Source organism: Salimicrobium flavidum, from assembly GCF_900156645.1.
GTDB classification, from domain to species: Bacteria; Bacillota; Bacilli; order Bacillales; family Halobacillaceae; genus Salimicrobium; species Salimicrobium flavidum.
The window spans coordinates 45,595-66,434 of the sequence record NZ_FTOC01000004.1; the positions used below are offsets into that span (position 1 = coordinate 45,595).

27 protein-coding genes are annotated in these 20,840 nt (G+C 48.4%); 4 read left to right on the top strand and 23 right to left on the bottom strand.

Features of this window, described 5'->3' with window-relative positions; genetic code table 11:
- Positions 1 to 57 precede the first annotated feature (57 nt).
- The 4 genes from BW944_RS07060 to BW944_RS07075 are packed head-to-tail and all read right to left on the bottom strand — an operon-like array spanning position 58 to position 2,912.
- A complete protein-coding gene (locus tag BW944_RS07060) occupies positions 58 to 984 on the bottom strand; it encodes an aldo/keto reductase (RefSeq protein ID WP_076558177.1) in 927 nt (308 codons plus the stop codon).
- Between the two features lie 43 nt (positions 985 to 1,027).
- Complete coding sequence (locus BW944_RS07065; RefSeq protein ID WP_076558179.1) at positions 1,028 to 1,702, bottom strand: LrgB family protein; 675 nt, start codon at positions 1,700 to 1,702, stop codon at positions 1,028 to 1,030.
- A complete protein-coding gene (locus tag BW944_RS07070) occupies positions 1,702 to 2,067 on the bottom strand; it encodes a CidA/LrgA family protein (protein ID WP_159438187.1) in 366 nt (121 codons plus the stop codon). Before BW944_RS07070 ends, BW944_RS07065 begins: the two co-directional genes overlap by 1 nt.
- The gene (locus BW944_RS07075) at positions 2,058 to 2,912 is read right to left on the bottom strand and encodes a helix-turn-helix domain-containing protein (RefSeq protein ID WP_143525673.1); all 855 of its coding nucleotides are present in this window, start codon (positions 2,910 to 2,912) and stop codon (positions 2,058 to 2,060) included. Before BW944_RS07075 ends, BW944_RS07070 begins: the two co-directional genes overlap by 10 nt.
- Positions 2,913 to 3,115: 203 nt before the next feature.
- Between BW944_RS07075 and BW944_RS07080 the strand changes: the two genes are divergently transcribed.
- Both BW944_RS07080 and BW944_RS07085 read left to right on the top strand, forming a co-directional pair.
- Complete coding sequence (locus tag BW944_RS07080; protein WP_076558183.1) at positions 3,116 to 3,838, top strand: 3-ketoacyl-ACP reductase; 723 nt, start codon at positions 3,116 to 3,118, stop codon at positions 3,836 to 3,838.
- Positions 3,839 to 3,955: 117 nt separating this feature from the next.
- The gene (locus tag BW944_RS07085; RefSeq protein WP_076558184.1) at positions 3,956 to 4,210 is read left to right on the top strand and encodes a hypothetical protein; all 255 of its coding nucleotides are present in this window, start codon (positions 3,956 to 3,958) and stop codon (positions 4,208 to 4,210) included.
- A gap of 66 nt (positions 4,211 to 4,276) precedes the next feature.
- Here the strand turns inward: BW944_RS07085 and BW944_RS07090 are convergent, their stop codons facing one another.
- Together BW944_RS07090 and BW944_RS07095 are read right to left on the bottom strand one after the other, a co-directional pair.
- Positions 4,277 to 4,951 (bottom strand): serine/threonine protein kinase, encoded by a 675-nt coding sequence (locus tag BW944_RS07090; RefSeq protein ID WP_076558186.1) that lies wholly within the window; start codon positions 4,949 to 4,951, stop codon positions 4,277 to 4,279.
- Between the two features lie 4 nt (positions 4,952 to 4,955).
- On the bottom strand, positions 4,956 to 6,467 hold the full coding sequence (locus BW944_RS07095) for a potassium/proton antiporter (RefSeq protein ID WP_076558187.1): 1,512 nt from the start codon (positions 6,465 to 6,467) through the stop codon (positions 4,956 to 4,958).
- A 153-nt stretch (positions 6,468 to 6,620) separates the two neighbouring features.
- Between BW944_RS07095 and BW944_RS07100 the strand changes: the two genes are divergently transcribed.
- Entirely contained in the window at positions 6,621 to 7,031 is a 411-nt protein-coding gene (locus BW944_RS07100) for a potassium channel family protein (protein WP_076558189.1), read from the top strand.
- 29 nt (positions 7,032 to 7,060) lie between these two features.
- Here the strand turns inward: BW944_RS07100 and BW944_RS07105 are convergent, their stop codons facing one another.
- The 6 genes from BW944_RS07105 to BW944_RS07130 form a co-directional block, all read right to left on the bottom strand.
- Positions 7,061 to 7,624, bottom strand: a complete 564-nt coding sequence (locus tag BW944_RS07105; RefSeq protein WP_076558191.1) for a cell wall hydrolase — start codon at positions 7,622 to 7,624, stop codon at positions 7,061 to 7,063.
- 204 nt (positions 7,625 to 7,828) lie between these two features.
- A complete protein-coding gene (locus BW944_RS07110; protein WP_084193666.1) occupies positions 7,829 to 8,485 on the bottom strand; it encodes an AAA family ATPase in 657 nt (218 codons plus the stop codon).
- A gap of 153 nt (positions 8,486 to 8,638) precedes the next feature.
- Entirely contained in the window at positions 8,639 to 9,292 is a 654-nt protein-coding gene (locus BW944_RS07115; RefSeq protein WP_076558192.1) for a hypothetical protein, read from the bottom strand.
- Between the two features lie 26 nt (positions 9,293 to 9,318).
- The gene (locus tag BW944_RS07120) at positions 9,319 to 9,762 is read right to left on the bottom strand and encodes an immunoglobulin-like domain-containing protein (RefSeq protein WP_143525674.1); all 444 of its coding nucleotides are present in this window, start codon (positions 9,760 to 9,762) and stop codon (positions 9,319 to 9,321) included.
- Positions 9,762 to 10,280 (bottom strand): GrpB family protein, encoded by a 519-nt coding sequence (locus BW944_RS07125; RefSeq protein ID WP_076558195.1) that lies wholly within the window; start codon positions 10,278 to 10,280, stop codon positions 9,762 to 9,764. Before BW944_RS07125 ends, BW944_RS07120 begins: the two co-directional genes overlap by 1 nt.
- Positions 10,281 to 10,425: 145 nt before the next feature.
- On the bottom strand, positions 10,426 to 10,947 hold the full coding sequence (locus tag BW944_RS07130) for a GNAT family N-acetyltransferase (RefSeq protein WP_076558197.1): 522 nt from the start codon (positions 10,945 to 10,947) through the stop codon (positions 10,426 to 10,428).
- A 105-nt stretch (positions 10,948 to 11,052) separates the two neighbouring features.
- Here BW944_RS07130 and BW944_RS07135 point away from each other — a divergent pair, with 105 nt between their 5' ends.
- Complete coding sequence (locus BW944_RS07135) at positions 11,053 to 11,274, top strand: hypothetical protein (protein WP_076558198.1); 222 nt, start codon at positions 11,053 to 11,055, stop codon at positions 11,272 to 11,274.
- Position 11,275: 1 nt separating this feature from the next.
- Here BW944_RS07135 and BW944_RS07140 read toward each other — a convergent pair whose 3' ends face one another.
- The 11 genes from BW944_RS07140 to BW944_RS07190 form a co-directional block, all read right to left on the bottom strand.
- Positions 11,276 to 11,632, bottom strand: coding sequence for a potassium channel family protein (locus BW944_RS07140; RefSeq protein WP_076558202.1), 357 nt, complete (start codon positions 11,630 to 11,632; stop codon positions 11,276 to 11,278).
- Between the two features lie 72 nt (positions 11,633 to 11,704).
- Positions 11,705 to 12,157, bottom strand: coding sequence for a GNAT family N-acetyltransferase (locus BW944_RS07145; RefSeq protein WP_076558204.1), 453 nt, complete (start codon positions 12,155 to 12,157; stop codon positions 11,705 to 11,707).
- Positions 12,158 to 12,679 (bottom strand): GNAT family N-acetyltransferase, encoded by a 522-nt coding sequence (locus BW944_RS07150; RefSeq protein WP_076558206.1) that lies wholly within the window; start codon positions 12,677 to 12,679, stop codon positions 12,158 to 12,160.
- A gap of 13 nt (positions 12,680 to 12,692) precedes the next feature.
- Positions 12,693 to 12,968, bottom strand: coding sequence for a hypothetical protein (locus BW944_RS07155; protein WP_076558208.1), 276 nt, complete (start codon positions 12,966 to 12,968; stop codon positions 12,693 to 12,695).
- A gap of 4 nt (positions 12,969 to 12,972) precedes the next feature.
- Positions 12,973 to 13,308 (bottom strand): hypothetical protein, encoded by a 336-nt coding sequence (locus BW944_RS07160; RefSeq protein ID WP_143525675.1) that lies wholly within the window; start codon positions 13,306 to 13,308, stop codon positions 12,973 to 12,975.
- A gap of 11 nt (positions 13,309 to 13,319) precedes the next feature.
- Positions 13,320 to 13,760, bottom strand: a complete 441-nt coding sequence (locus BW944_RS07165) for a hypothetical protein (protein WP_076558212.1) — start codon at positions 13,758 to 13,760, stop codon at positions 13,320 to 13,322.
- A gap of 204 nt (positions 13,761 to 13,964) precedes the next feature.
- Entirely contained in the window at positions 13,965 to 15,434 is a 1,470-nt protein-coding gene (pelG, locus tag BW944_RS07170; protein ID WP_076558214.1) for an exopolysaccharide Pel transporter PelG, read from the bottom strand.
- Entirely contained in the window at positions 15,415 to 16,836 is a 1,422-nt protein-coding gene (gene pelF / locus BW944_RS07175; protein WP_076558216.1) for a GT4 family glycosyltransferase PelF, read from the bottom strand. The genes pelG and pelF overlap by 20 nt, the downstream gene beginning before the upstream one ends.
- Positions 16,833 to 18,665: a DUF2194 domain-containing protein gene (locus tag BW944_RS07180; RefSeq protein ID WP_076558218.1), complete on the bottom strand. Its 1,833-nt coding sequence runs from the start codon at positions 18,663 to 18,665 to the stop codon at positions 16,833 to 16,835. The genes pelF and BW944_RS07180 overlap by 4 nt, the downstream gene beginning before the upstream one ends.
- Complete coding sequence (locus BW944_RS07185; protein WP_076558220.1) at positions 18,662 to 19,591, bottom strand: tetratricopeptide repeat protein; 930 nt, start codon at positions 19,589 to 19,591, stop codon at positions 18,662 to 18,664. The genes BW944_RS07180 and BW944_RS07185 overlap by 4 nt, the downstream gene beginning before the upstream one ends.
- The gene (locus BW944_RS07190; RefSeq protein ID WP_076558222.1) at positions 19,581 to 20,816 is read right to left on the bottom strand and encodes a GAF domain-containing protein; all 1,236 of its coding nucleotides are present in this window, start codon (positions 20,814 to 20,816) and stop codon (positions 19,581 to 19,583) included. The genes BW944_RS07185 and BW944_RS07190 overlap by 11 nt, the downstream gene beginning before the upstream one ends.
- Positions 20,817 to 20,840: the final 24 nt, after the last annotated feature.

Sequence of the window (20,840 nt, forward strand, 5' to 3'; positions counted from 1 at the left end):
ATAATTTACCTAATTTTAACATAAAAAAAGAAGGTGAGTTGCCCCACCTTCCATTTCTTATGAAAACAACTGATCGATCCGCTCGATCGTCTGCTTATCAAGATTTACTTTACCGGCTTTGTTGTTATGAAGCACCTGCTCTTTCCGCTTCGCTCCAGGAATGACAGCATCGATCGCATCGTGATGAATGTAGAAAGCGAGAACCAGTTGCGCCACATCAATTCCATACGCATCTGCGATCGGCTTCAGCTCCTTCACTTTGCGTACGTTTTCCTTGAACGTTTCTCCCTGGAATTCAGGTTTGTTCAGGCGAAGATCGCCTTCCGGGAATGTCGTATTCTCGTCGTATTTCCCTGCGAGAAGTCCGGAGGCGAATGGGAAGAACGGCACAAAACTAATGCCGTTTTCTTTCGTATACGGGAAGTATGTCTTCTCCGCTTCCCGGTTCAACAGATGGTAATGTTCCTGGATGACGTCGACGTATCCGTCCTTGTTCGCTTCCTTCAGCTGATCCATGGAAAAGTTGGAAACGCCGATGGCACGGATTTTCCCTGCTTCTTTCAATTCCTGAAGTGCCCCGACCGCTTCATACTTCGGCGTGTCTTCATCCGGGAAATGGATATAGAACAAATCGATATAATCGAGACCGAGGCGGTTCAGGCTGCTGTCGACCGCTTCTTTCAGGAATTCCGGACGGTTGCTTTTGCCGCCGTCTTTCGTGTTGGCGCCCTTCGTAGCAAGAACGACGTCCTGACGCTTGCCGGATTCACGGATCGCCTGACCGACGAGTTCCTCCGAGCGACCATAGCCGTAAGCATAAGCCGTATCGAGGAAGTTCACGCCTTCATCGATCGCAGCTTTCACCATATCCACACCTTGCTGTTCATCAAGATTCGGATATAAATTGTGTCCACCGACTGCATTCGTCCCAAGTCCGATCGGGTTGACCGATATATCTGTTTTTCCTAGGTTCACCATTGTCATCCCTCCTGCTCCCTATCTTCCACATTTTTTAAAAGGTTAATCCTCAGATGGACAGAAGCCAGACGAAAAACGGTCCGAAGAACGAGCCGATGATGGCAGCGAGGCTCATCGCCACCGAACTCATAGACACCGTTTCTTCCCCGTATTCGATCGCCTTCGATGTACCGAGTCCGTGAGCCGCCGTTCCTAACGCAATCCCTTTCCCCATATCCTTGAACGGAATGTATTTGAAAAATAGCGGAGAGGTCAGAATCGCCGTGAATCCGGCAATCATCGTGAATGCCACCGCCATCGACGGGATCCCTCCGATTTCAGAAGTCACCGGCACCGCAATCGGCGTCGTCAGAGATTTAGGAAGCAGCGTCAGCAGCAGCTCGCGCTCCAATCCGATTGATGCAGCCATTACGTAACCGGAACCGAATGCCGTGACGACACCGACGACGACGCTCCCGATAACCGGCAGGAAGTGTTTTTGCAACACCGCGCGCTGCCGGTACATCGGATATGCGAGTGCGACAACAGCCGGGCCCAGCATCCGGTCGATCCATCCCGCCCCTTTCATATATGTGTCATAAGGGATGTCGAACAACAGCAGGATCACTACGAGGGAGACGACAGTCGTCAACACCGGTGTCAGTACCGGCGTCCGATATTCGGAATAGATTTTTCCCATAATCATGAAAGAAAGAATCGTCAGCATAAACATGAGAACAGGCATCACGCTTCCTCCTTTCGCTTCGACAGTTTCTCACTCGTGAATCCGGCTGCGAACATCGTCAGCCACGTTCCGGTGATCGTCATCACAATCATGAGGATTCCCGTTTTGCTTAGCAGTATCGGGTATTCGATGATACCGACCGTCACCGGCACGAAGAACAGCGGCAGGTAAGCAAGCATAAACCCTGCCCCGTGGTCGATCCATCCGACAGGTAGTATGCCTGTCATCAATAATACGAGCAGAAGAACCAGCCCGAGAATACTCCCCGGCACCGGAAGCCCCAGCCAATCCTGGATCGACGTACCTATGTAATAAAATGCATACAATCCTGCCACCTGCAGGATCACTTTCAAAATCAGACGCAACCTTCTTCCTCCTCTTCCTCCAGCCAATCATAGTATATAAGGTCGGAATTCCCGTGAGCTTCTCTTCTTACCTGTCTGGTGAATGTTTCTTCCAGCGCTCCGTGGAAATAAGCGAACAGATTAGATTTCACTTTCCCCGTTTTGAACGCGTAGATCACCTGTTTCCATACAGGTACGAGAAGCGTTATGTATTCTTCGACCGGTAGTTTCAATGCATTCATTCTACCATATACGTGCAATACTTTTTTCCATCCTTTTTCGATTTCCGTTAAGGGAAGGAATGGAGCGGCTGCAGCAGTGAAGGTGGGTGGAATGATAGAGGAAAGATAGCTGACGTCGAAATGTACGTGGGACGCTTTCTCTACGTCTTTATTACAGGAAATGATTCTTTTCTGTTTCTTATCTGTTTCCGGAGCGGATTTTCCTTCTCTGCAGCTGTCGTGACGGGCTTCCCCGGATTTCGTTGCCGTGTCAGGTGGGGTGTCACTTGGGGTGTCATCACCGGGCACATCAAGAGATGGAGGCTTCATTACAAGAAGGTTCACCCCTCGCTTTCCGTTCGGTTTCTTCGCCTCCACCCTGTACAACAGCCCCATCTCTTCGAAGCGGTTCACCGAACGGATGACGGTTCGTCGACTTACTCCGGCACCTTCTGCGATGGTCGCGACTTTCGCAAACGACACTCCCGGTATGACGAGCGAATGTCTCCAGATGAATTGCAGGACTTTGTAATTCCCTTCTGAAATCATTCCTGGATGCCGATCTAGAAACAACTTTACGTGTTTATCCAGATGCTGTTTATTCTTGAATGACTGCCACGTTTTCCATTCAGTTATCATTGTCATACAATCTCCCCATTTCACTCGTTTCAACTATAATCGAAATGAGGGACGACTCAGGTGTCGTTTTCCATGAAAATATTTAGGGTATTTGTAATTGGAGCATGTTGGAGGTGGGTTCGAGCATGTCGCTGCAGGAATTGAGCATCTTGCCCTCTCCTTTCAGCATGTTACACAAAATTTGAGCATGATCAAGGAGGAATGAGGAAATGGCACAGGACATCAAAGGGAAAATCGCATACATCACAGGAGCCGGCAGTGGCATCGGAAAAGCGACGGCGCTTGAACTTGCGAAAGAAGGCGTCCACGTCGGATTGATTGCCCGGACGGAATCGAAGCTTCAGAAAGTGAAAGAAGAAGCGGAGAAGCACGGCGTCCGTGCGGAATATCAGGCGGTCGACCTCGCCAATCTCGAAGACACCGAGCGTGCCGTCGATAGCTTGAGGGAATCCCTCGGCAAAGCGGATATTCTCATCAACAATGCCGGAGTCGGCGTACACGGAGACTTTCTCGATATCGACCCGGATGAGTGGAAGCGGACGATCGAGATCAATCTGTTCGGTATGTATCACGTCACTCGCGCGGTATTACCGGATATGATCGAGAAAAACAGCGGTGACATGATCAACATATCTTCGAGTAACGGATTGAAAGGAACAGCCGGATCGACGTCCTACAGTGCTTCGAAATTCGCTGTGCAGGGTATGACGGAAGCACTCATGCAGGAAGTCCGCCCGCACAACATCCGCGTATTCACCATGAACCCGAGCCTGGTCGCGACCGAACTCGCCTTCGGTGACAACCCGGAGAAAAACGACACGGAGAAATACATGCAGCCGGAGGATCTCGCCGAATACATGGTCGCCCAGCTCAAGCTCCATCCACGAATCTTCATCAAGCAGTCCCTTCAATGGGCGACAAATCCTTTTTAACAGTCAGGGGGGAGAAAGGAAACATTTCTCCCCCCTTTTTTATGTGAAAATTTACCTCTTCTGTGATACTATGGAGGACATTACCCTTCCACCATCTACATAAAGGAGAGCTTATCGATGCTTGTAATGATCATTCTCGGCTGTATGTTTCTCGGGTATCTTATTGTACAGACAGGGCCTTTATGGGCCGGCATCATCTCTTTCGGTATCATCGCCGGTTGCGTTTTCCGTGGACTCTATCTTCTCGAGAAGATATACAAAGAGTTGAAAGATGAGGAGGAAGATGAGCCAGCCTCTCATTCTTTAGAAAATGAGCGCGTCTACAAAGAATACCTCCGGCGGAATGAGACTAACTCCAATAATTATTCATAATCATCTGCATATCACTAGTCCAAACAAAAAAGAGCCCTTCTCCAATCTTAGAAAAGGGCTCTCATTTCACTTATAAAATTTCGTATAACGCGTAATCTTTTTCATGAAACTATCGTAGGAAAAATCATCACCGGCCTGGTGATACCAGGTGCGCACCGCTTCCGCAAGCCACAACGGTACCTTCTTCCCATCAATCAGATGATAATAATCATCATAGGCCCGGCGCAAATATTCCCAGCGACAATCAACCCCATTTTTTACATATTCCGAAACATCCAGGATTTTCGCACGCCCATCCTGAAGGAGAACGTTCTTCAAATGGATGTCTCTCGGGTTCAGACCCTTTCTACGGACGTAATCCCTCGCCGCTTCCACATCTCTCACAGCCTGATCCGGAATCGGGATCCCCTGAAGCAGGCATTCCAAAAACGTAGGACCCTCTTCGTAACTGAGAACGAGAAACGTTTCCCCCGACCCGAAACATACCGGGAAAAATTGCGAACCGCGAAGTCTTGCATAGATTGATTCTTCTACATTCAACTTCTCACTTTTCTCTTTAGCGTAAATTTTGAATGCGTACGAAGGAACTTCTTCCGCATGGAATACAGCAGCATCCGTACCTACGCCGATGCATCTGAGCCCCTCGGGAACTCCACTGATGCCTACCGGTTCATTATCAGGGTTTTCCCACACTTTCAGATTCAATAGAAGCGGGATCGCCTGTCTCCATTCATCCTCCATAAACCTAACTCCCTTCGATGTCACGCGCCTCTGATTCCGGGCGCTCTACACGTTGTTCCAATATTTTTTTCAACCTGTCTTTATAAGAGGCTTCCACAAGTATATAAAGAAAGTCCCCTGCTTTGATTTCCGTTTCCCCGTAAGGAGTGATCACATGATTGTTACGGATGATCGCACTCACATTGGCACGATTGGGAAAGGATATTTCATGTAACTTCTTGCCGACAACTGCCGATTCCCTATTTGTCTGGAATTGAATCATTTCTGCCTGAGCTTTCCCCATAGAGATCAGTTCAATGGAGTGGTGCGGCACGTCTTTTTTCTCACCGACAAGGTTCAACTTCGCAGCCACATAGGAAATCGTCGATCCCTGGACAAGGGCAGACGTAAGAACGATGAAAAAGACGATATTGAACATAAGACGACTGGCATCCAGTCCTTCCACAATAGGAAAGGTCGCAAGCACGATCGGTACGGCACCCCGGAGACCTGCCCAGGAAATGAAAATCTTTTCTTTAATGGTGTAATTCATCTTGATCAGCGACAGGAAGACGGCTGCCGGTCGTGCAATCAGAATCAAAAGAAAGGCTAACAGGAACCCGTTCCCCATGATTTCCGGTGTGAAGAGCTGTCCCGGAAACACGAGCAGACCGAGGATGATGAACATAAGAATCTGTGCCATCCAGGCGAACCCTTCATTGAACTGGAAGATGGAATAACGGTACGTCAGTTCACTGTTACCGATAACGAGAGCCGCTACGTACACCGCAAGAAACCCGCTCCCTCCTACAAAGGCAGTAATACTGTAGGTGACGAGGGCGAACGCGACAGAAAGAATCGGATAGAGAGCACTCGAATCGAGCCTGATGTTATTGATGGAAATGGAAGCCGTTTTCCCGAGAATAAGGCCTAAGACAAGTCCGAGACCCATCTGCAGGAAAAAGGTCGGAATCATCGACCAGATCGACCCTTGCTCTGCTACGAGCAATTCTATCAAGGATAGGGTCAAAAACACGGCCATCGGATCGTTCGTCCCGGATTCCGCCTCGAGCGTCGCTCCCATTTTCGCTTTGATGTTCCGCTCCTTCAGCGCAGCGAACACGGCTGCTGCATCGGTAGAACCGACAATGGCTCCAAGCAGCATACCTTCAAGAAGGGAAAAGTTGAAAAGATAATATGCACTGAAACCGATCAGCACAGAGGTGATAAGCACTCCGAATGTGGCAAGGGAAAGGGAAGGTACAGCTACAGACTTCACTGTAGCCCATTTTGCATGCAGCCCACCCTCGAACAGGATGATGACCAGCGCGAAAACACCGATGATCTGAGCCGTACGGGCATCATCGAAGTAAACGAACCCCAGCCCGTCACTTCCTATGAGCATCCCGACCATAATAAAGAGAATCAGAGAAGGAATACCCCAGCGGCTGGAGAATTTCGCGACAATCACGCCGCTGAATAATAGGAAGGCAGATAATAGCAGAAATCCATTGGTGCCGAAAGAATCCAAAAACATGGTTGGTGGAACGTCTCCTTTTCATAAGTATGTAAGTTATATTCTGTATATTAAGGTTATAGGAAAAGAAACCGTAAATCAAAAATTCGTTTCAAGAACTTTATGAAAGGATAAATAAGGGTCAGATAGATTCGGGGAGAAAGGAGAGTAGCGATGACGACATTTCTGATCATCATTACACTCGGATTCATAGCTGGCAATACAATTTATTTTTTCCGTCAGGACGTGGATGAAAAAGGAACTTTTGATCCTCGCTTTTTCCTGAAACTACTGTTGTCGATGACGGGCGTACTGTTCGGCTTCGCGTTCTTATACTATTTCCTGAACACGCAAGGAACGATTCTCGTTTACACGCTCTCCGGAATGAAAGACGTTACGCCGACATTCCTGGATCTGCTTTATTTCAGCGGAGAAACGCTGATTTCCGTCGGGTACGGGGACATGGTTCCGGTCGGTCCTACGAGGTTTTTCGCTATTTTGGAAGCGATGATCGGGGTGCTGATGCCGACAGCGTTCTTTGTGAAGACGGTGACGAACAGAGAGAAGAAAGAGAACGAAAAATAAAAGTGCGACCCGTCCAATTTCGGGCCGCACTATTTTACATTTATCTCATTTCCAATCACGACAGTCACTTCTCTGGATGCCAGATAAGCACTTTCAGCTTTATCCGGGTTGTAGAAATAAAGGGATCCATTATCATATCCCTGATAATCAAGGGCTTCCTCTACCGCTTGTTTCGATTCAGCTCCTGCCGGCTGATTGATCGTTCCGTTCAGCACAGGAGAAAACTGTCTGCCATCATAGACGACGTTATACAGAGTATCCGGGAAAATGTTACTCTCGACACGGTTCAGCACAACTGTTGCTACTGCAACTTTCCCCGCATAACTCTCGCCTTTCGCTTCCGCTTCCACTAGACGCGCGAGAAGGTCTTTTTCATAGCTATTGAGTGTCACCGGCACCTGCACTCTTTCTCCTACAGAAAGATAGGAACTCCAGTCATTGTTCATCGATTGAAGTTGGTGCGTATTCACTCCATATTGGGACGCAATCGAGTAATACGATTCACCTGGATGGACCACGTGCGCCCAATCAGCATGAGCCGTCATCGGTATCAACAACATCATCAATAGACTAACGATACTTACCTTCTTCATGAAAAAATACCTCCCTGGCTGGTTTCAACGAATAAGCTATCATACAATCTCTCATTCGTGAACGAGCAATTTTTTCCATAGAATCGGAAATAAAGCAGGGAAGTATAAGTGTAGGCCCTTAACCAAAGATTCTATCTATCAGTACATTAATGGTAACCATAGCGAATAGGAGCGCTGATACATAGGCGAAGACTTCTACCCTCCTCAGGATGTTTGTTTCCTCATCTGTTCGAACGCTATATCCGGATCATCCGTTCCTGCCCTTTGCAGATATTCCTCATAACTCCCTTCAAACATAAGCTTCCCGTTATGAATAAAAAAGATATGGGTATCCATATACTTCAGTTCATGAAGGATGTGCGTGGACATAATGACATACCGGCCTTCTGCTGCTAGATGATTGATTTTCCGGAGAATCTGATGCCTCGCTTCCGGATCAAGTCCGGACGTCGGCTCATCAAAAAGGTATAGTTGCCGGTTCAGGAGACATACAGACGTAATCATGATCCAGCTCCTTTCCCCCACCGACATCAAGCCCGTCTTTTTGTTCCAAAGTCGGTGGACCCGCTCTTTCTCTCCGTCGGTAAGTTCCAGATGAAGCGCCTGTTCCGGGCTTTCGTATGTAGAATTGTCGTCCGTATTCAGAAATAACCGGAAGAGGTCTTTTCCGCGTAACGTATCCGGAAGACTGAACCCCTGTAGCTGATAGCAGATATCTTCCTGATCGAACATATCATGGAATCCTTCCGGCCGTTTCATAGCACCGGCAAGCATATCGAACAAGGTCGTCTTCCCTGCTCCGTTGGCACCGAGGACGACGTTGACTTCCCCTGACGGAACGTGAGGGAGAGCCCCTGAAATAACGGAAGTTCATTTTTGCTGTAGGCATACGTAACGTTTTGTAGATGCATGACGTACTCCTTTCTACGATCGGTTCTTCACCGAAGTGAGACGGGTATGTTTCATGAAAAACAGTCCGAGCGCTACGTATAGCACAGCCGCCGCCAGTAAAGGCTATACAGACACGGAGATTTCTGCGGAGGACAGAAGCTGATAAAAGCCGATGGTGCTGTCTCTCAGGAATACGGCGGGATTCAGAATCGAATGAAGATTCTCAAGCATTGCGTTACGGATATCCATTTGTGCAAAAAAGATGAAGCCGAAAATGACCAGCGAGAACAAAGGCGCAATCGCTGTTTCTTTCACGGGAAGAATCGGGACGACAAGCGCCAGGAAGAATAGAGGGATACTCAGGAAGAACGCTGTCAGCATGCCGACACCAAGCACCATCAGGAGATCGAGGCGGAACAGTAGCGATACAACGATGGTGAACACGAGCATATTGACGACCATGAAGACGTACTGTGCCATGATTTTACCCAGAACGACAGGCTGGTGGGACCCTGAGAGAAATGAGAACATTTTGAGAAACCCGTTATCCCTGTATACTAGAAGCCCCATCCCTACGCCGTTCATAGAAGTAATCAGCACAAGATAGGCCCAGTAGGCAGCAAGAATAGATATGTAGTTCTCCGGCGGACTGCCGAACCAGTCCATCGAATTGACGATCATAAAAGTGAGCGGCAGTACAAGTGTCCAGAAAAACGCAATCTTGTTCGTCGCCGCTTCTATCATAAACAGGCGGAAATACTCGAATACCTTTTTCACATAGCTCTCCTCTTTTCTTCTGTCATTTAGGAAGACGTGACTTCGAATTCAGAAGCCAGCATGAACTCTTTCTCCGTATCCCGTTCCATCGCCGTCGTCACGATGACCCGATATACTCCATCCTTGAAAGCTGCTTCCAGTTCTTCCAGTAAGACCGCCGATTCGAAGCTCTCTCCCGGATTCACTTTTCTATCACGTTCCCGGAACGAAGGTTTGTCTTCAAAAGGGACTGATTTCCACGTGCCATCCACTTCTTTTTCAATTTCGTAACCCATATCATAATAAACCGCTTCTTCCCCGGCATTGATGATATAAAAGCGGACTCCCTGCTCCGAAGGACTGATCTCCGATTCTGCCTGAAACGTAACATCGTTCTTGGTATGAGGGAGGGAACCGTAGTCACTCGTCGCAAACCCGGACTGACAACCTCCCAGAAGCACAAATGCCAATAGAAGGAAATATCTCATCATTACCTCTCCTCTCTGTACCAGCGGACCGCTCTCCCTTCGGTTCTACGGATCCACTCTTCTTTTCCTGAAATGTAGGACTCCATATCTTCCGGGTATGTTTCGGCCAACTCTTGTTTCAACTGCCCATAGGCTGATGCCACATCCGGATGAGCTATCAAGTAATCACGGAAAGCCAGATGCCTCAAAGCTTGAGGGCTGTCTGTTTCAAACACATGGACATGATGCGTGCGGTTGTCGCCCCCTTTTTTGAAAAAACGCCGACCTTCGATCCCGTAAGCTCCCATCGCCTCATAGCCGAGCTTCTGCATCGCCACTGTATGATTATCAACCTCGTCTATCCTGGAAACGACAGGCATGATTTCTATGACGGGCTTTGCTGAAAGACCGGGCACCGATGTACTTCCGATATGGTGAATGCGGACAGGAATCTGACCAAGAGCTTCCTGAATTCTTCGTGCTTCCGATTTGAATTGTTCCGGCCACGTTTCCTTGTACGTGACGATTCTTACTTGTCTCATATGTCCTCCTATATGCCGTGAAATCGGGAATTCCGAGAGACATCATCCATCGCTGTCAAAGGTATGTATAGACAATCGTTTTCTCTTACCCCAAACCGTTTCCATTATTCTGTCAGTTCAAGCCTACAGGAAATATTTACAACTTTCAACCTCCTGCCCATTCTTCCGCCAGGATGCTCATTTCATAGAGGCTCCAGTATTTCTTCTCTATCTTCCGGTAATCACGAAGTAGACCTTCCACTTGGAACCCGGCTTTCTTATAGCAGTTGATCGCCGACGTATTAAAATCAAAAACTCCGAGGCTTACCCGGTGCAGCTCCAGCTCCTCAAACGCTATTCTCAACGCTTCCCGTATCATGGAGACGCATATTCCTCTTCCTTTTGCGTTACTATCTCCGAGCAACACTTTTCCGATACGCGCAGAGTTATTCTCCCTATCAATCCTTCCGAGAGAAATGTGACCGACGCGCCTCTCTTTCTCCCAAACTGTGTAAATGAGTGTCGTACTGCCTGATTCATTTGCTCCAGATAGATATTCCTCTAGTTGCACATAGGTCAGAGGATAGGAAAAATGCGGCCCTGCCCACTGCATGAGGAATTCCGGCGAATCGATCCAGTTGATGAGTGTATCAAAGTCTTCTTCAGTGAATGGTTTCAGTGTAATCATGTCTCTATCCTTTCGAGTTTCAGTATCTTCTAGATATGCAGGTCTTTTCTCCCGTTGCAAAAATAGGAAAAAACCATTTAAGATTTAGGGACAGGAGGTATCCGTATGTGGAGTTTATTGTGGGCTCTCGTCGTCGTAGCCGCTATCTCCCTGTTACCGACAGAGTCGAGAGGAATACGTATAGGACTTATGTTTACATCTTTCTTCGGAATATTATATGTAGCAGGCCTGATAGAATCAGCACCCTTCCTTCCTAATTTTATCCTGGCCATACTCGGCATCCTGATTGTTGGGATCAGTTTCTTGCGGCAGAAGACGAAGCGATGAATCACTCTTCGTCTTCGCTGCTCATGGCCACGTAAGGAAACATCAGCACCGCAGGGAGAATATAGCCGAAGGCACTCTCTACGATAGCCGCCACACGCGACCAGCCGAACGGCGTCACATCCCCGTACCCTACGGAGAAAAGTGTGATGACACTGAAATACAAAGAGGTGCCGATACGTCCCGGCCATTCTGCATGCTCCAGCTCCCGGCCTCTATAGTGATCGACAACCGGCCCAAGACCGCATGCATCCAGCAAAATATAAAAAAGCGCAAACGTAACGATCACGTTCGTGTAAAAGAGAAATAACGATAGAAACAATCTCGTCATGCGCCGGTAGCGGACACGTCTTTCTTTCATCGAATCAAATCCTCGTCCATTTCTACCAGCTTATTTACTGTGTTATTCTTTTATGCCTTCCTCTGTCTTCCTCTATAATTCTTTCTCCATGATTACATTCGTTTCCCGGTAGCCCGTATTCTCGTACAACTGCCTGGCAATATGGTTATGACCGAAGACATGCAGGCGGATGGTACGAAGCCCCATTTCTTTTCCGAGACGATCGATTTCTGCCATCGTCTGCTTCCCGTACCCTTTTCCGCGTGAGGACTCGTCCAATTTGATGTCATAAATCCAGCCTTTCTTCACGTCCACTACTCCAAGCCAGAACATGCCGATGACCGTTCCTCCTTCGCATATAGAAAACAGGTGATGGTTCTTCGTCTGTACACCGTCCGGCAACAGGGAGCGGAATTCTTCATCCGCTTTCTGCGGAGCACCTTCTCCTTCCCAGTCCCCAGCTTTTACATGCTCTTCTGCATATTCAGCTACCGCTTTCGTGCGATACGCTTCAAATTCTTCTACCGTCATTTCTCTTACTTCCATTCACTTCCCCTCCTTCAAAAGGCTGTGCAAATCCGTCCATCCATAAATCCATTCGTCCAGCACTTTGCCGCTGATATCTACTTTCATCCGGTCGATCCGCTTCGCCCCGAGCGCTTCATAAAAGTGACGGAACGGATTCTCTGATAGAACAGCCACTACCATCGACGTCATACCACGGTCCATCAGATTCTGTACTACCGGGGTTATCAGCATTCGCCCTATCCCTTTCCGCTGATCCTCTTCTCTTATGTAGATGGCATATAACTCGGCGTCGTAATCGTCCAGTTCCTCGGAACGTTCCGGGCCTCCGCTTGAAAATCCGACGATCTCTCCAGCGTCATTTTCGGCGACGAACACCATCCCTTTTTCGATAATATAGCGCCATTTCTCCTTCCTGTTCTCATACGTCATTTCTTCCAGGTAGGTTTCGGGGATGATCCCTTTGTACGTCGATTTCCATGTATCCACCTGAACTTTCGCAACCTTATAAGCGTCGTTTTCATCCGCGCGTCTGATCTGCATAGAATCTCCTCCTCTATACTAAAAATAGCACAGTCGTTACCAGATATGGGAGACCAAAAATACCTATGTGTACGCCGAGACGCTTATCCTTTTTATCTTCCGTTCCTTCTGAAGTCATCCCAGCCGACCACGGACCGACGCCGATCATCGTACGTAACAACAACCCGGACGCTCCAATGCACAGAGCACTGACGACGCTTATGATACTCAGAAATATGCTCACGTTTATGAAAGCGACCAGAGAAACGATCAAGAGAGATCCGATTCCATATGCGAATGTGCGTTTCATTCCTTCACCTCCCCGGCGTGTAACTCCTACGTTCAACAGATGCTCCGTTCCGGTCTACTCTGACACGCGCTCCTGGTACCCCGAAAAACGTGACCGCTTCGACGGTAGCTTCCACAGGCATCCCGTTCACCCTTTCCATCTCATCGATCCGGTATCCGAGGATAAGCAATCGCTCCAACGGATTTTCAAGCGTTCCGGACGTCGAAGCAATCGCATGACGGACAAACTCCCTCTCGCCATTTGAAAATTGATCTGCATCCATGCTCCTCATTTTCGCCGGTACAACGGCGAGCGTGATTAAAAGAAGAAAGCCGACTAAGCCTGCTATCACCTTTTTCATCCATGGCCTCTTCATTTTTCGTCTTCCTTTATGAAATAGAAACGTCCTCCATCCGGAAGTTCTGCTGCCAATACTCCCTCTTCCTCTGTTTCATAGAGGACAGTTCCTTCTTCAAGGAAGTTTGATGTCAAATTCTCCTCGGGGGTTTTCCCAGCGGAAACTCTCTCTTTGATGGTACCGATCTCTTCTTGCAACGGTACCTCCGCTTCATTTTTTCTTATATAAAGTTCACCGTTCACCAGAATTATCCCTTGTACGTTTTTACTCTCTTCGGCCGTTTCCATATTTCCGGAGGAAGCACTGTCTTCCGAGGAAGAAGATTCCGGTGAGCTGAAGTCTCCCTGTTGCTGAACGGAAAGCGTAGTGATGATACCTCCGCCTATTAGCAGAAACAACGCGGCAACGACTGCAATCAGTCCCCCGGATAGCCGTCTGCGGACAGGTTTTTTCATTCAACGCTTTCCCGATACCACGCCGGGAACGTTCCCCGAGTTCATCGGGAATGTCGATTCTGTTCATTTCCCGCTGTATCCGCTTACTCATCGAATCCCTCCTTCCTGTTTCTAAGAACGCACGAGACATACGTTTCACTCTTCTTCCTTAAAAACAGGCGACCTTATTCTCCCTAAAAGAATAGATCGCCTGTTTATGATTCATCAGATGAAGGTACGCCTGTTCAGCCAGCGTCCTGTTTTCGAAAAAATAGACCTTTCTTTCTGCACAAGATCATGCGGCCGGCAGAAAGCATGGTAGTCCACCTTATCGATGAATGCGACAAGCCGGAGAAGTGCGAACAGAAAGGCGGACGTCGATCCTATGGAAAAGCTCAGCCCATACCCGTCATATCCGAGCGGAAGGAACAAAAGCGAAAGTGTAAGATTCAGTGTGAAGAAGATGATGGACGTATACATCGCCCCGCGCCGATCCTCGAAATACAGAAGGATCAGGGTGATGACGAGCACCATCGCATTCGAAAAAGCACCGACCGTCGTAAAGCGGAAAATGGTGATAAGCCGGTCTTCGACACCGACGATAGCTGTGATATATCCAATCCCGAGAAGGACCAGGAGGGAAATGACTCCCTGGCTACGGAACAGCCGCTCCATCTCTTCTTTCAGCACACGTTGCATCCTCAGCTTCGACTGTTTGATAGCATTCAGAGTCCCACCTTCATTCACATTTCCGTAAAAGATGCGATACCTTTCGTAGAACCTCGTTTCCACCGAGACGACGAATATGATCATCGTCGGGATGATCGTCAGGTATGACCAGAAGATCGCCGTGTCATAGATACGATGATAAACGAATGTATCGAACAGCGTCATCCTCCCTTCTCCGAACCAGATCACCCAGTTACAGACCCAGATTCCTGAATTATACAGAAACCCCGTCCAGAACAGCGAAGGAAATTTATCGAAGTAACTGAGGTAACTGAACTGATTCTCCCGGGTTCTGGAACCGAAAGTCAAAAGCATAGCGAACAGTAATCCGAAGAGTGTCACGATCATCCCTGCCGTGAACCCAGCCAGCAGAAAGAAACTGCTGCTGTAAGGGCTGAAATCGATACGATCCACATGGAATCCGAGCCAGAGAACGATTCCGAGCGAAATAAGCGCACCGGTTACGAAACTGTAGGCGACCGCCTGGTAGTTCTTCGCGGCACTAAGGAACAGGAACATGACCCAGATCATATTGATCGTCACGAACAGGAGGAAGATCAGAACATTGAAATAGAAAGGCAGGTTCGAAAAGAAGAAGAAGATTCCTGCGAAAATGGTTGCGAACAGAAGCGTCCCTTTCGACATTCCGATGAACGTCGAGAACACTTCCTTCGCCCGTTTCTCATAAATAAGATCGGCTACATAACGGGTCACCACAAGCTGCTGGATACCGAAAATCACCTGGGAGAAGATGAAGCAATACGAAACGGACAGGTTGAAAAGTTCCCGCTGTTCCCTCGATAAATCTCCGAAATAGGACGTAAGCCACTGGATCATCGTTATCGTAGCGATGACAATCAGCCAGGGACCTGCCGTTACAAGCCCGGCGAATGCATATGCTTTGAACCGGGAAGAGAAATAATCCTCCTGGAACAGTTTCTGTAATCTAAACCCGATGCCCGCCATACGCTTCTCTCCTCTCTGTATACAGTTCAGCGTAAAGATCGATGAATTGATCGACCTGGTAATAAGCCTCCGCCCGTTTCTTACCGTTCATTCCGAACTTCTCAGCTTCTGCCGGATTGTGATAGAACCACTCGCATCTTTCCGCAATTTGCGCCGGTTTGACCGGGGTGACGACGAAACCCGCCGGACCGAAGCGATCATGACTGCCCCCGTATATCAATTCAGAACAGGAACCGACATCTGTCACGACCCACGGGATACCGGCAGCCATTCCTTCGAGCACGGCCAGCGGCTGGCCTTCTGAAATGCTCGTCAGCAAGCACACGTCGAAGATCGGTAAGTAATCGATGATATTTACTTTTCCGGTCAGATATACACAATTCTCCAAACCGAGCTGTTGGATAAGTCGGACACATTCCTCCATATACTCCTCGTCTTCATCCAAAGGGCCCATGATATACAACTCGAACGGAACCGATCGTTCCTCGAGAAGTTTCGCCGCCTGGATCATCGTTTTGATATCTTTGATCGGTACGATACGGACAATCGCCCCCATCACAAGTTTGTCCCGGGAAGACGTTCGTCGTTCAATCCCTGATAGCCTGTTGTAATCGATGCCATTGGGGATGACCCTCAATTTCTCTTCCGGAGCTCCGAGATGCCCCTGCAGCTCGCTGTTGCGTTCAAACAGAGTGATGACATCATCCGCTGCGAGATACGCCTGTCTTGATAAATGGTGGAAGAAGTCCACCCATCGTTTCTTATAGTAATCGGCGATCCAGGAAGCCTGAAGGATCTCTTCCTCCCGCTCCCTGGAGTAGATACCGTGTTCAGTGAGTATATACGGAATCTGCTGCTGATGCTTGATGACAGCAGCTATCAGTCCGGCATATCCAGTTGAGACGGAATGCACCAGGTCCACCTCCGGGAAATCATACTGCATCAGCTCGATGACCGGTGTGAACATACCCTTCCACATAAACAGGTATTCGATGAACGAAGCGGATTGCTGCTCCTTCACGTAACTGCTCTGGACGAGCTCCCAGAACAGCTCCCCGGAAAAGAATTCCGTCGAGTTGCCGATTCTGTTTCCGATCACTTCGAGCGCATCAGGATTTACAGACTCTAGCATCATCCATTCCGTCAACGCTTTCTCTTCCTGTTCCGTCAGCGGCTTCCGGCTTCTGCTTCGTTTCTGCTCCAGGTTCAACGGAAGGTTCATAATGCCTGCGACGTTTTCAGGTAATGTATACCGATAATCATCTTCTGTCATCGGCTTCGGTGTAATGGTGATGATTTCGAACTGATGCTGAGGCATGTTCCGCATGACCGTCTGGACCCAGCTGGCCACTCCCCCGCTTACATATGGATAACTGCCTTCTACGACAATGCCTACTTTCATTCTCCCCCTCCTTTCAGAGGTATATCAGCCCGGGGCTGTTGCATCGTGATTTTATACAGTCCCTCGCTGTATAATTCTACTGTTCCGAACGAGTGGGATCCTTCTTCAATCGATTTTCCTTGTTCGACACGGATGAAAAGGTGACTTGGGGAAAGTATCGTATCTCCCGTGATCAAAATACTATCCTCCTCATAAGAGACGGAGATATCCGATTCCTGGTACTGGATCATTTTTTCGGTGGCGTTCGATTGGGTCATCGATTCCAGGTAAGGATAGTGGGTCACCACGTGCTCTCCTATACCTTGAAGGTCCTTGTACATATCCTCCCACGTTCTTCCTTTCGCACGGTACGGATCCAGTACGTCATCGGGATGGATGAAATGGGCGAACACTCCTGTATGGGCGATAGCATCGGTCATGAGGAACTGAGCTGCCGGGTCATCCACATACCCACTCGTCATTCTCGGAAAATGATAAAGACCGTCGAATCTTTCGTCCATCTCGAATTCCTGTTCGAAACTCCCCTCGTCTCCGCGGATATAGAGCGAGCTGATTGTACGAAGTTCAGGCAACGTCTCATGAAGAGCGCTTATCCCCGTACGGTTCAGGACATTGGAAGGAGGGACGTAGGAGTTAAGCGTCTCTTCGGGGAAATAATAATGGAACAACTCTTTCGCCTCCACGACCGCCTCTTCCATCGTTCCCTGGTTCTCCCATGGACGATAACCGAGTTCAGGGTCTATCGGCTCCTCTTCTGTAACGAGAGATTGATGGTTATACCCATGCAGACCGATTTCTCCGCCTCCATTCAGCAGACTTCTGCCGAAATAAAGCATGGGATAACGGATGGTTTTCTTCAGGTCTTCCCCGATAACTTCCGTATCATCCCTATACGTCCCGATCAGATAACCGGTATACGTGAAGTCATAGTCGTCCTTCAGTTCTTTCATATCTTCCCACCAGATATCCGTGTAAAAGTCTTTGATGGACAGACCATACTCCTCATCGATCGCCTCCGTCGTAGAATAGGGGATCGGCGCCGGGAAATCATCCAGGTGCATAACTTTGATACTCGCCTGTGCACTTACAAACGATGGAGGCAGCAGAGACATGGAATGAATCAGTAGTCCTCTCACACTTTTATCCGTAACTACGGTCGAGTTGAAGAACATGATTTTCCCCTCTCCGACCTCGTTGATCCACATGAGTGGTTCTTCTTCCACTCTGAGTGGCACCTCCACATCTTCTTCGAGTTCCACATCGGCGATGCTGTGTGTCAATAAAGAAGACGAAGCATCAAGGTCTACATACCCCGGGAACAGTTCCTGTTCGAACGTGATGCCAGTCACTCCATCCTTGAATCCTTTGTTCTCTTTGATACCGAGCAGGTCATCCCAGGATTCGTCGACGAAACGTCCGGCGATCATCAGCCTGCCTCCTCCTTCCACGAACGAGGTGATGGCTTCTTTCGGCCATTGTTCCGAATGCTCCCCGGCAAGTACAAGTACCGAGTAAGGAGAAGGCTCGAGGGTCGTTATCCCGTCCCGGTCGATTCTTTCATGAGGAACCTTTGCGTAGTCGAGTGCCTGTTCCATATTTCCGATGGAACCTTTCGACAATTCACTGTCATTTTCATGTAGGTACACCGTCATCCGGGTTCCCCCTTCCACACTTTCCGATGCCGTCATCGTCGACGCTTTTTCCACCTGCGGAGAGGTCACCGGAAACCACTGGTGAAGGACATCGAGCCTGACCAGTTGTAATAGGACCACTAGACCGATAAGAAGTAAGAACAAGAAAACGCTCCATCGGACGATATATTTTTTCATGAAAAATCCCCCCACATCTGCTGAAGGACATACCTTCGATCTTCCGGTATATTTTCACCCGGCACATTCGCCTGCATAGACAGAAGAACATCTTTCAATCCGCTCCGGTCATTCTTCCGGTAATAGTGATGGATAAGAGAAAGATATCCACGGGCATCCTGCGGAAAGCGCCCGATGAGCTCTTCGATCACCCTGACCCCCTTCTCTTCTTCATTACGGGAGAGATACAGTTGCCCCAGTCTTTGAAGAATAAGCGGATCTTGATGCCCGATTGCCCGTTCTTTTGTAAGCAGCTCTTCATATTCCTGCTCGAGCTTCTGTTTTGCGACCCCTTCAAGCAATCCGCTGTCCATATATCGTTCATACGTCTCCAGCAGCTCTATTGCCCCCGTGCTATGATTACTTGCATATTTCTCTTTAGCAAGCTCAACTTCTTTCTCATGCTTATCCATCAGTAAATTGATGGTCGTAGCAGAGTAGTGCACCATTTCAGCGTCCGTATTCATCAGACCGATATTCAGGTACCTTCCTTTTTCCGATATGTTCGAATTGATCAACCTCATAATAGTTTCCTGCTGACGACTCCCTTGCGAATCGTTGAAAGATTCTACCAGTGGAAGGATGTCATAACTCTCTCTCGATTCATGCCTGATACGTTCTAGCATAAGCGGCTTGTAGGTCACGTATTCCTCATAATCCTCCATCATGTCGTTCACACCCACCCTCTTTGCCACGGCCCAGGCCAGCAGACCGAACGCTTCTCCGATCACCGGCAGAAACAGGCTGATGACTGTAATCCAGGAGAGCACTCCTCGATCCTCTTCTTTTATCCGTCTATGCACGAGAAGGAACAACAGGAGGATCAGAAGCGCATGAAGGAAATACATGCTCAGAATCCAGGACGGTTGAGCGAATTCACTGTACATAGTTGACCCCCTTTTCATAAAGGCACTGCCTGATCCTTTCTTCGACGATCGGTGCATGTTCCGGTTTCGTGCCGGGCAGCAAAAAGCAGAACTCTTCGTTCTCCTCATCGAATCCGATGACATCCAATTCCCTCAAATGCGTGCGCAGGATCATCTCCGCTTCCACTTTCGACATCCCGTGGAAGCCTTCGAATTTCAAACGAAGCACACTGTAATCCACGTCATACTCGCCTTCCCGGTATTGTTGCAGAGCAACTTTCTCATCGAAAGCGTATTTGTAGTAGATATGTGTTCCGGGCCACATCTTCGTCTCTTCTTCCTTCATAACCATTTCGGACGATTTCTCGATCCGGTCGGAGAGCCAATCCAGAATCAGAGACAGGATCTGTATTTCGTAATTCGTCAACCTGTTGAACTCCAGGTCATTGATGAGTAATATGTCGCGGACCTCGTTTCCCAACGTCACGGGCCCCGCCAATAGCGGTGCCTCCTCTTTATCATCGATCGTCCGTATCGTCACTGTCTTACTTGTCAGGACACGGCGATACATCGAATGGTCCTCATTGATGAATATAGTTTGCGGAAACACGTCTTCAGGACCTTTACGCACATTCAACCGCATCGCTCTTCTGGAGGAATCTACACGGTAAATAGCGACTTCCTCCACTTTGAACAAATCCGAGATGACAGAAATGGCCTCGTTCCGCACGAGTTCAGGTGTAGGTTTATCGAGGGCTTTCCCCACTTCATAAATCCGCTTCAGCGTATGTTCACTACCGAGGACCCGGTTCTGCATAGACTTGTGGGAATCTTCCAGCAGTGACATAACGTCTTTGATATCCTCGTTCTCTTCTGTAAGCTCCTCGTTCTTATCACGGAGAGAGTCGTACCTCTCTTTGAACGACGTTCCATACAACCCTGCGATGATTGTAATGAGGATCAGAAACAGGACTTCCATGAAGCTCGACGTATCATAATAAAGAAGAAACACATCTCCTCCCCCCCACATCACTTCGAGCGAATAATAGACGAGGGCAGCGAGAAAGCCGAGAAGTCCGATCATCAACCCGTACCTCAAAGCAAAAAGAAGAAGAGCGAAAAGGAAAGGGTTCAGTGTCCAGTCTGTCATCTGCAGACTAAAATATTGATCGAGAGCGCCGAGCCCCACAAAGACAGCGATCACTTCGATAATTTTTCTGAATATGCTTGGTTGACGGTAAATCATAGAATTTCCCCTTTCCGATTCTTC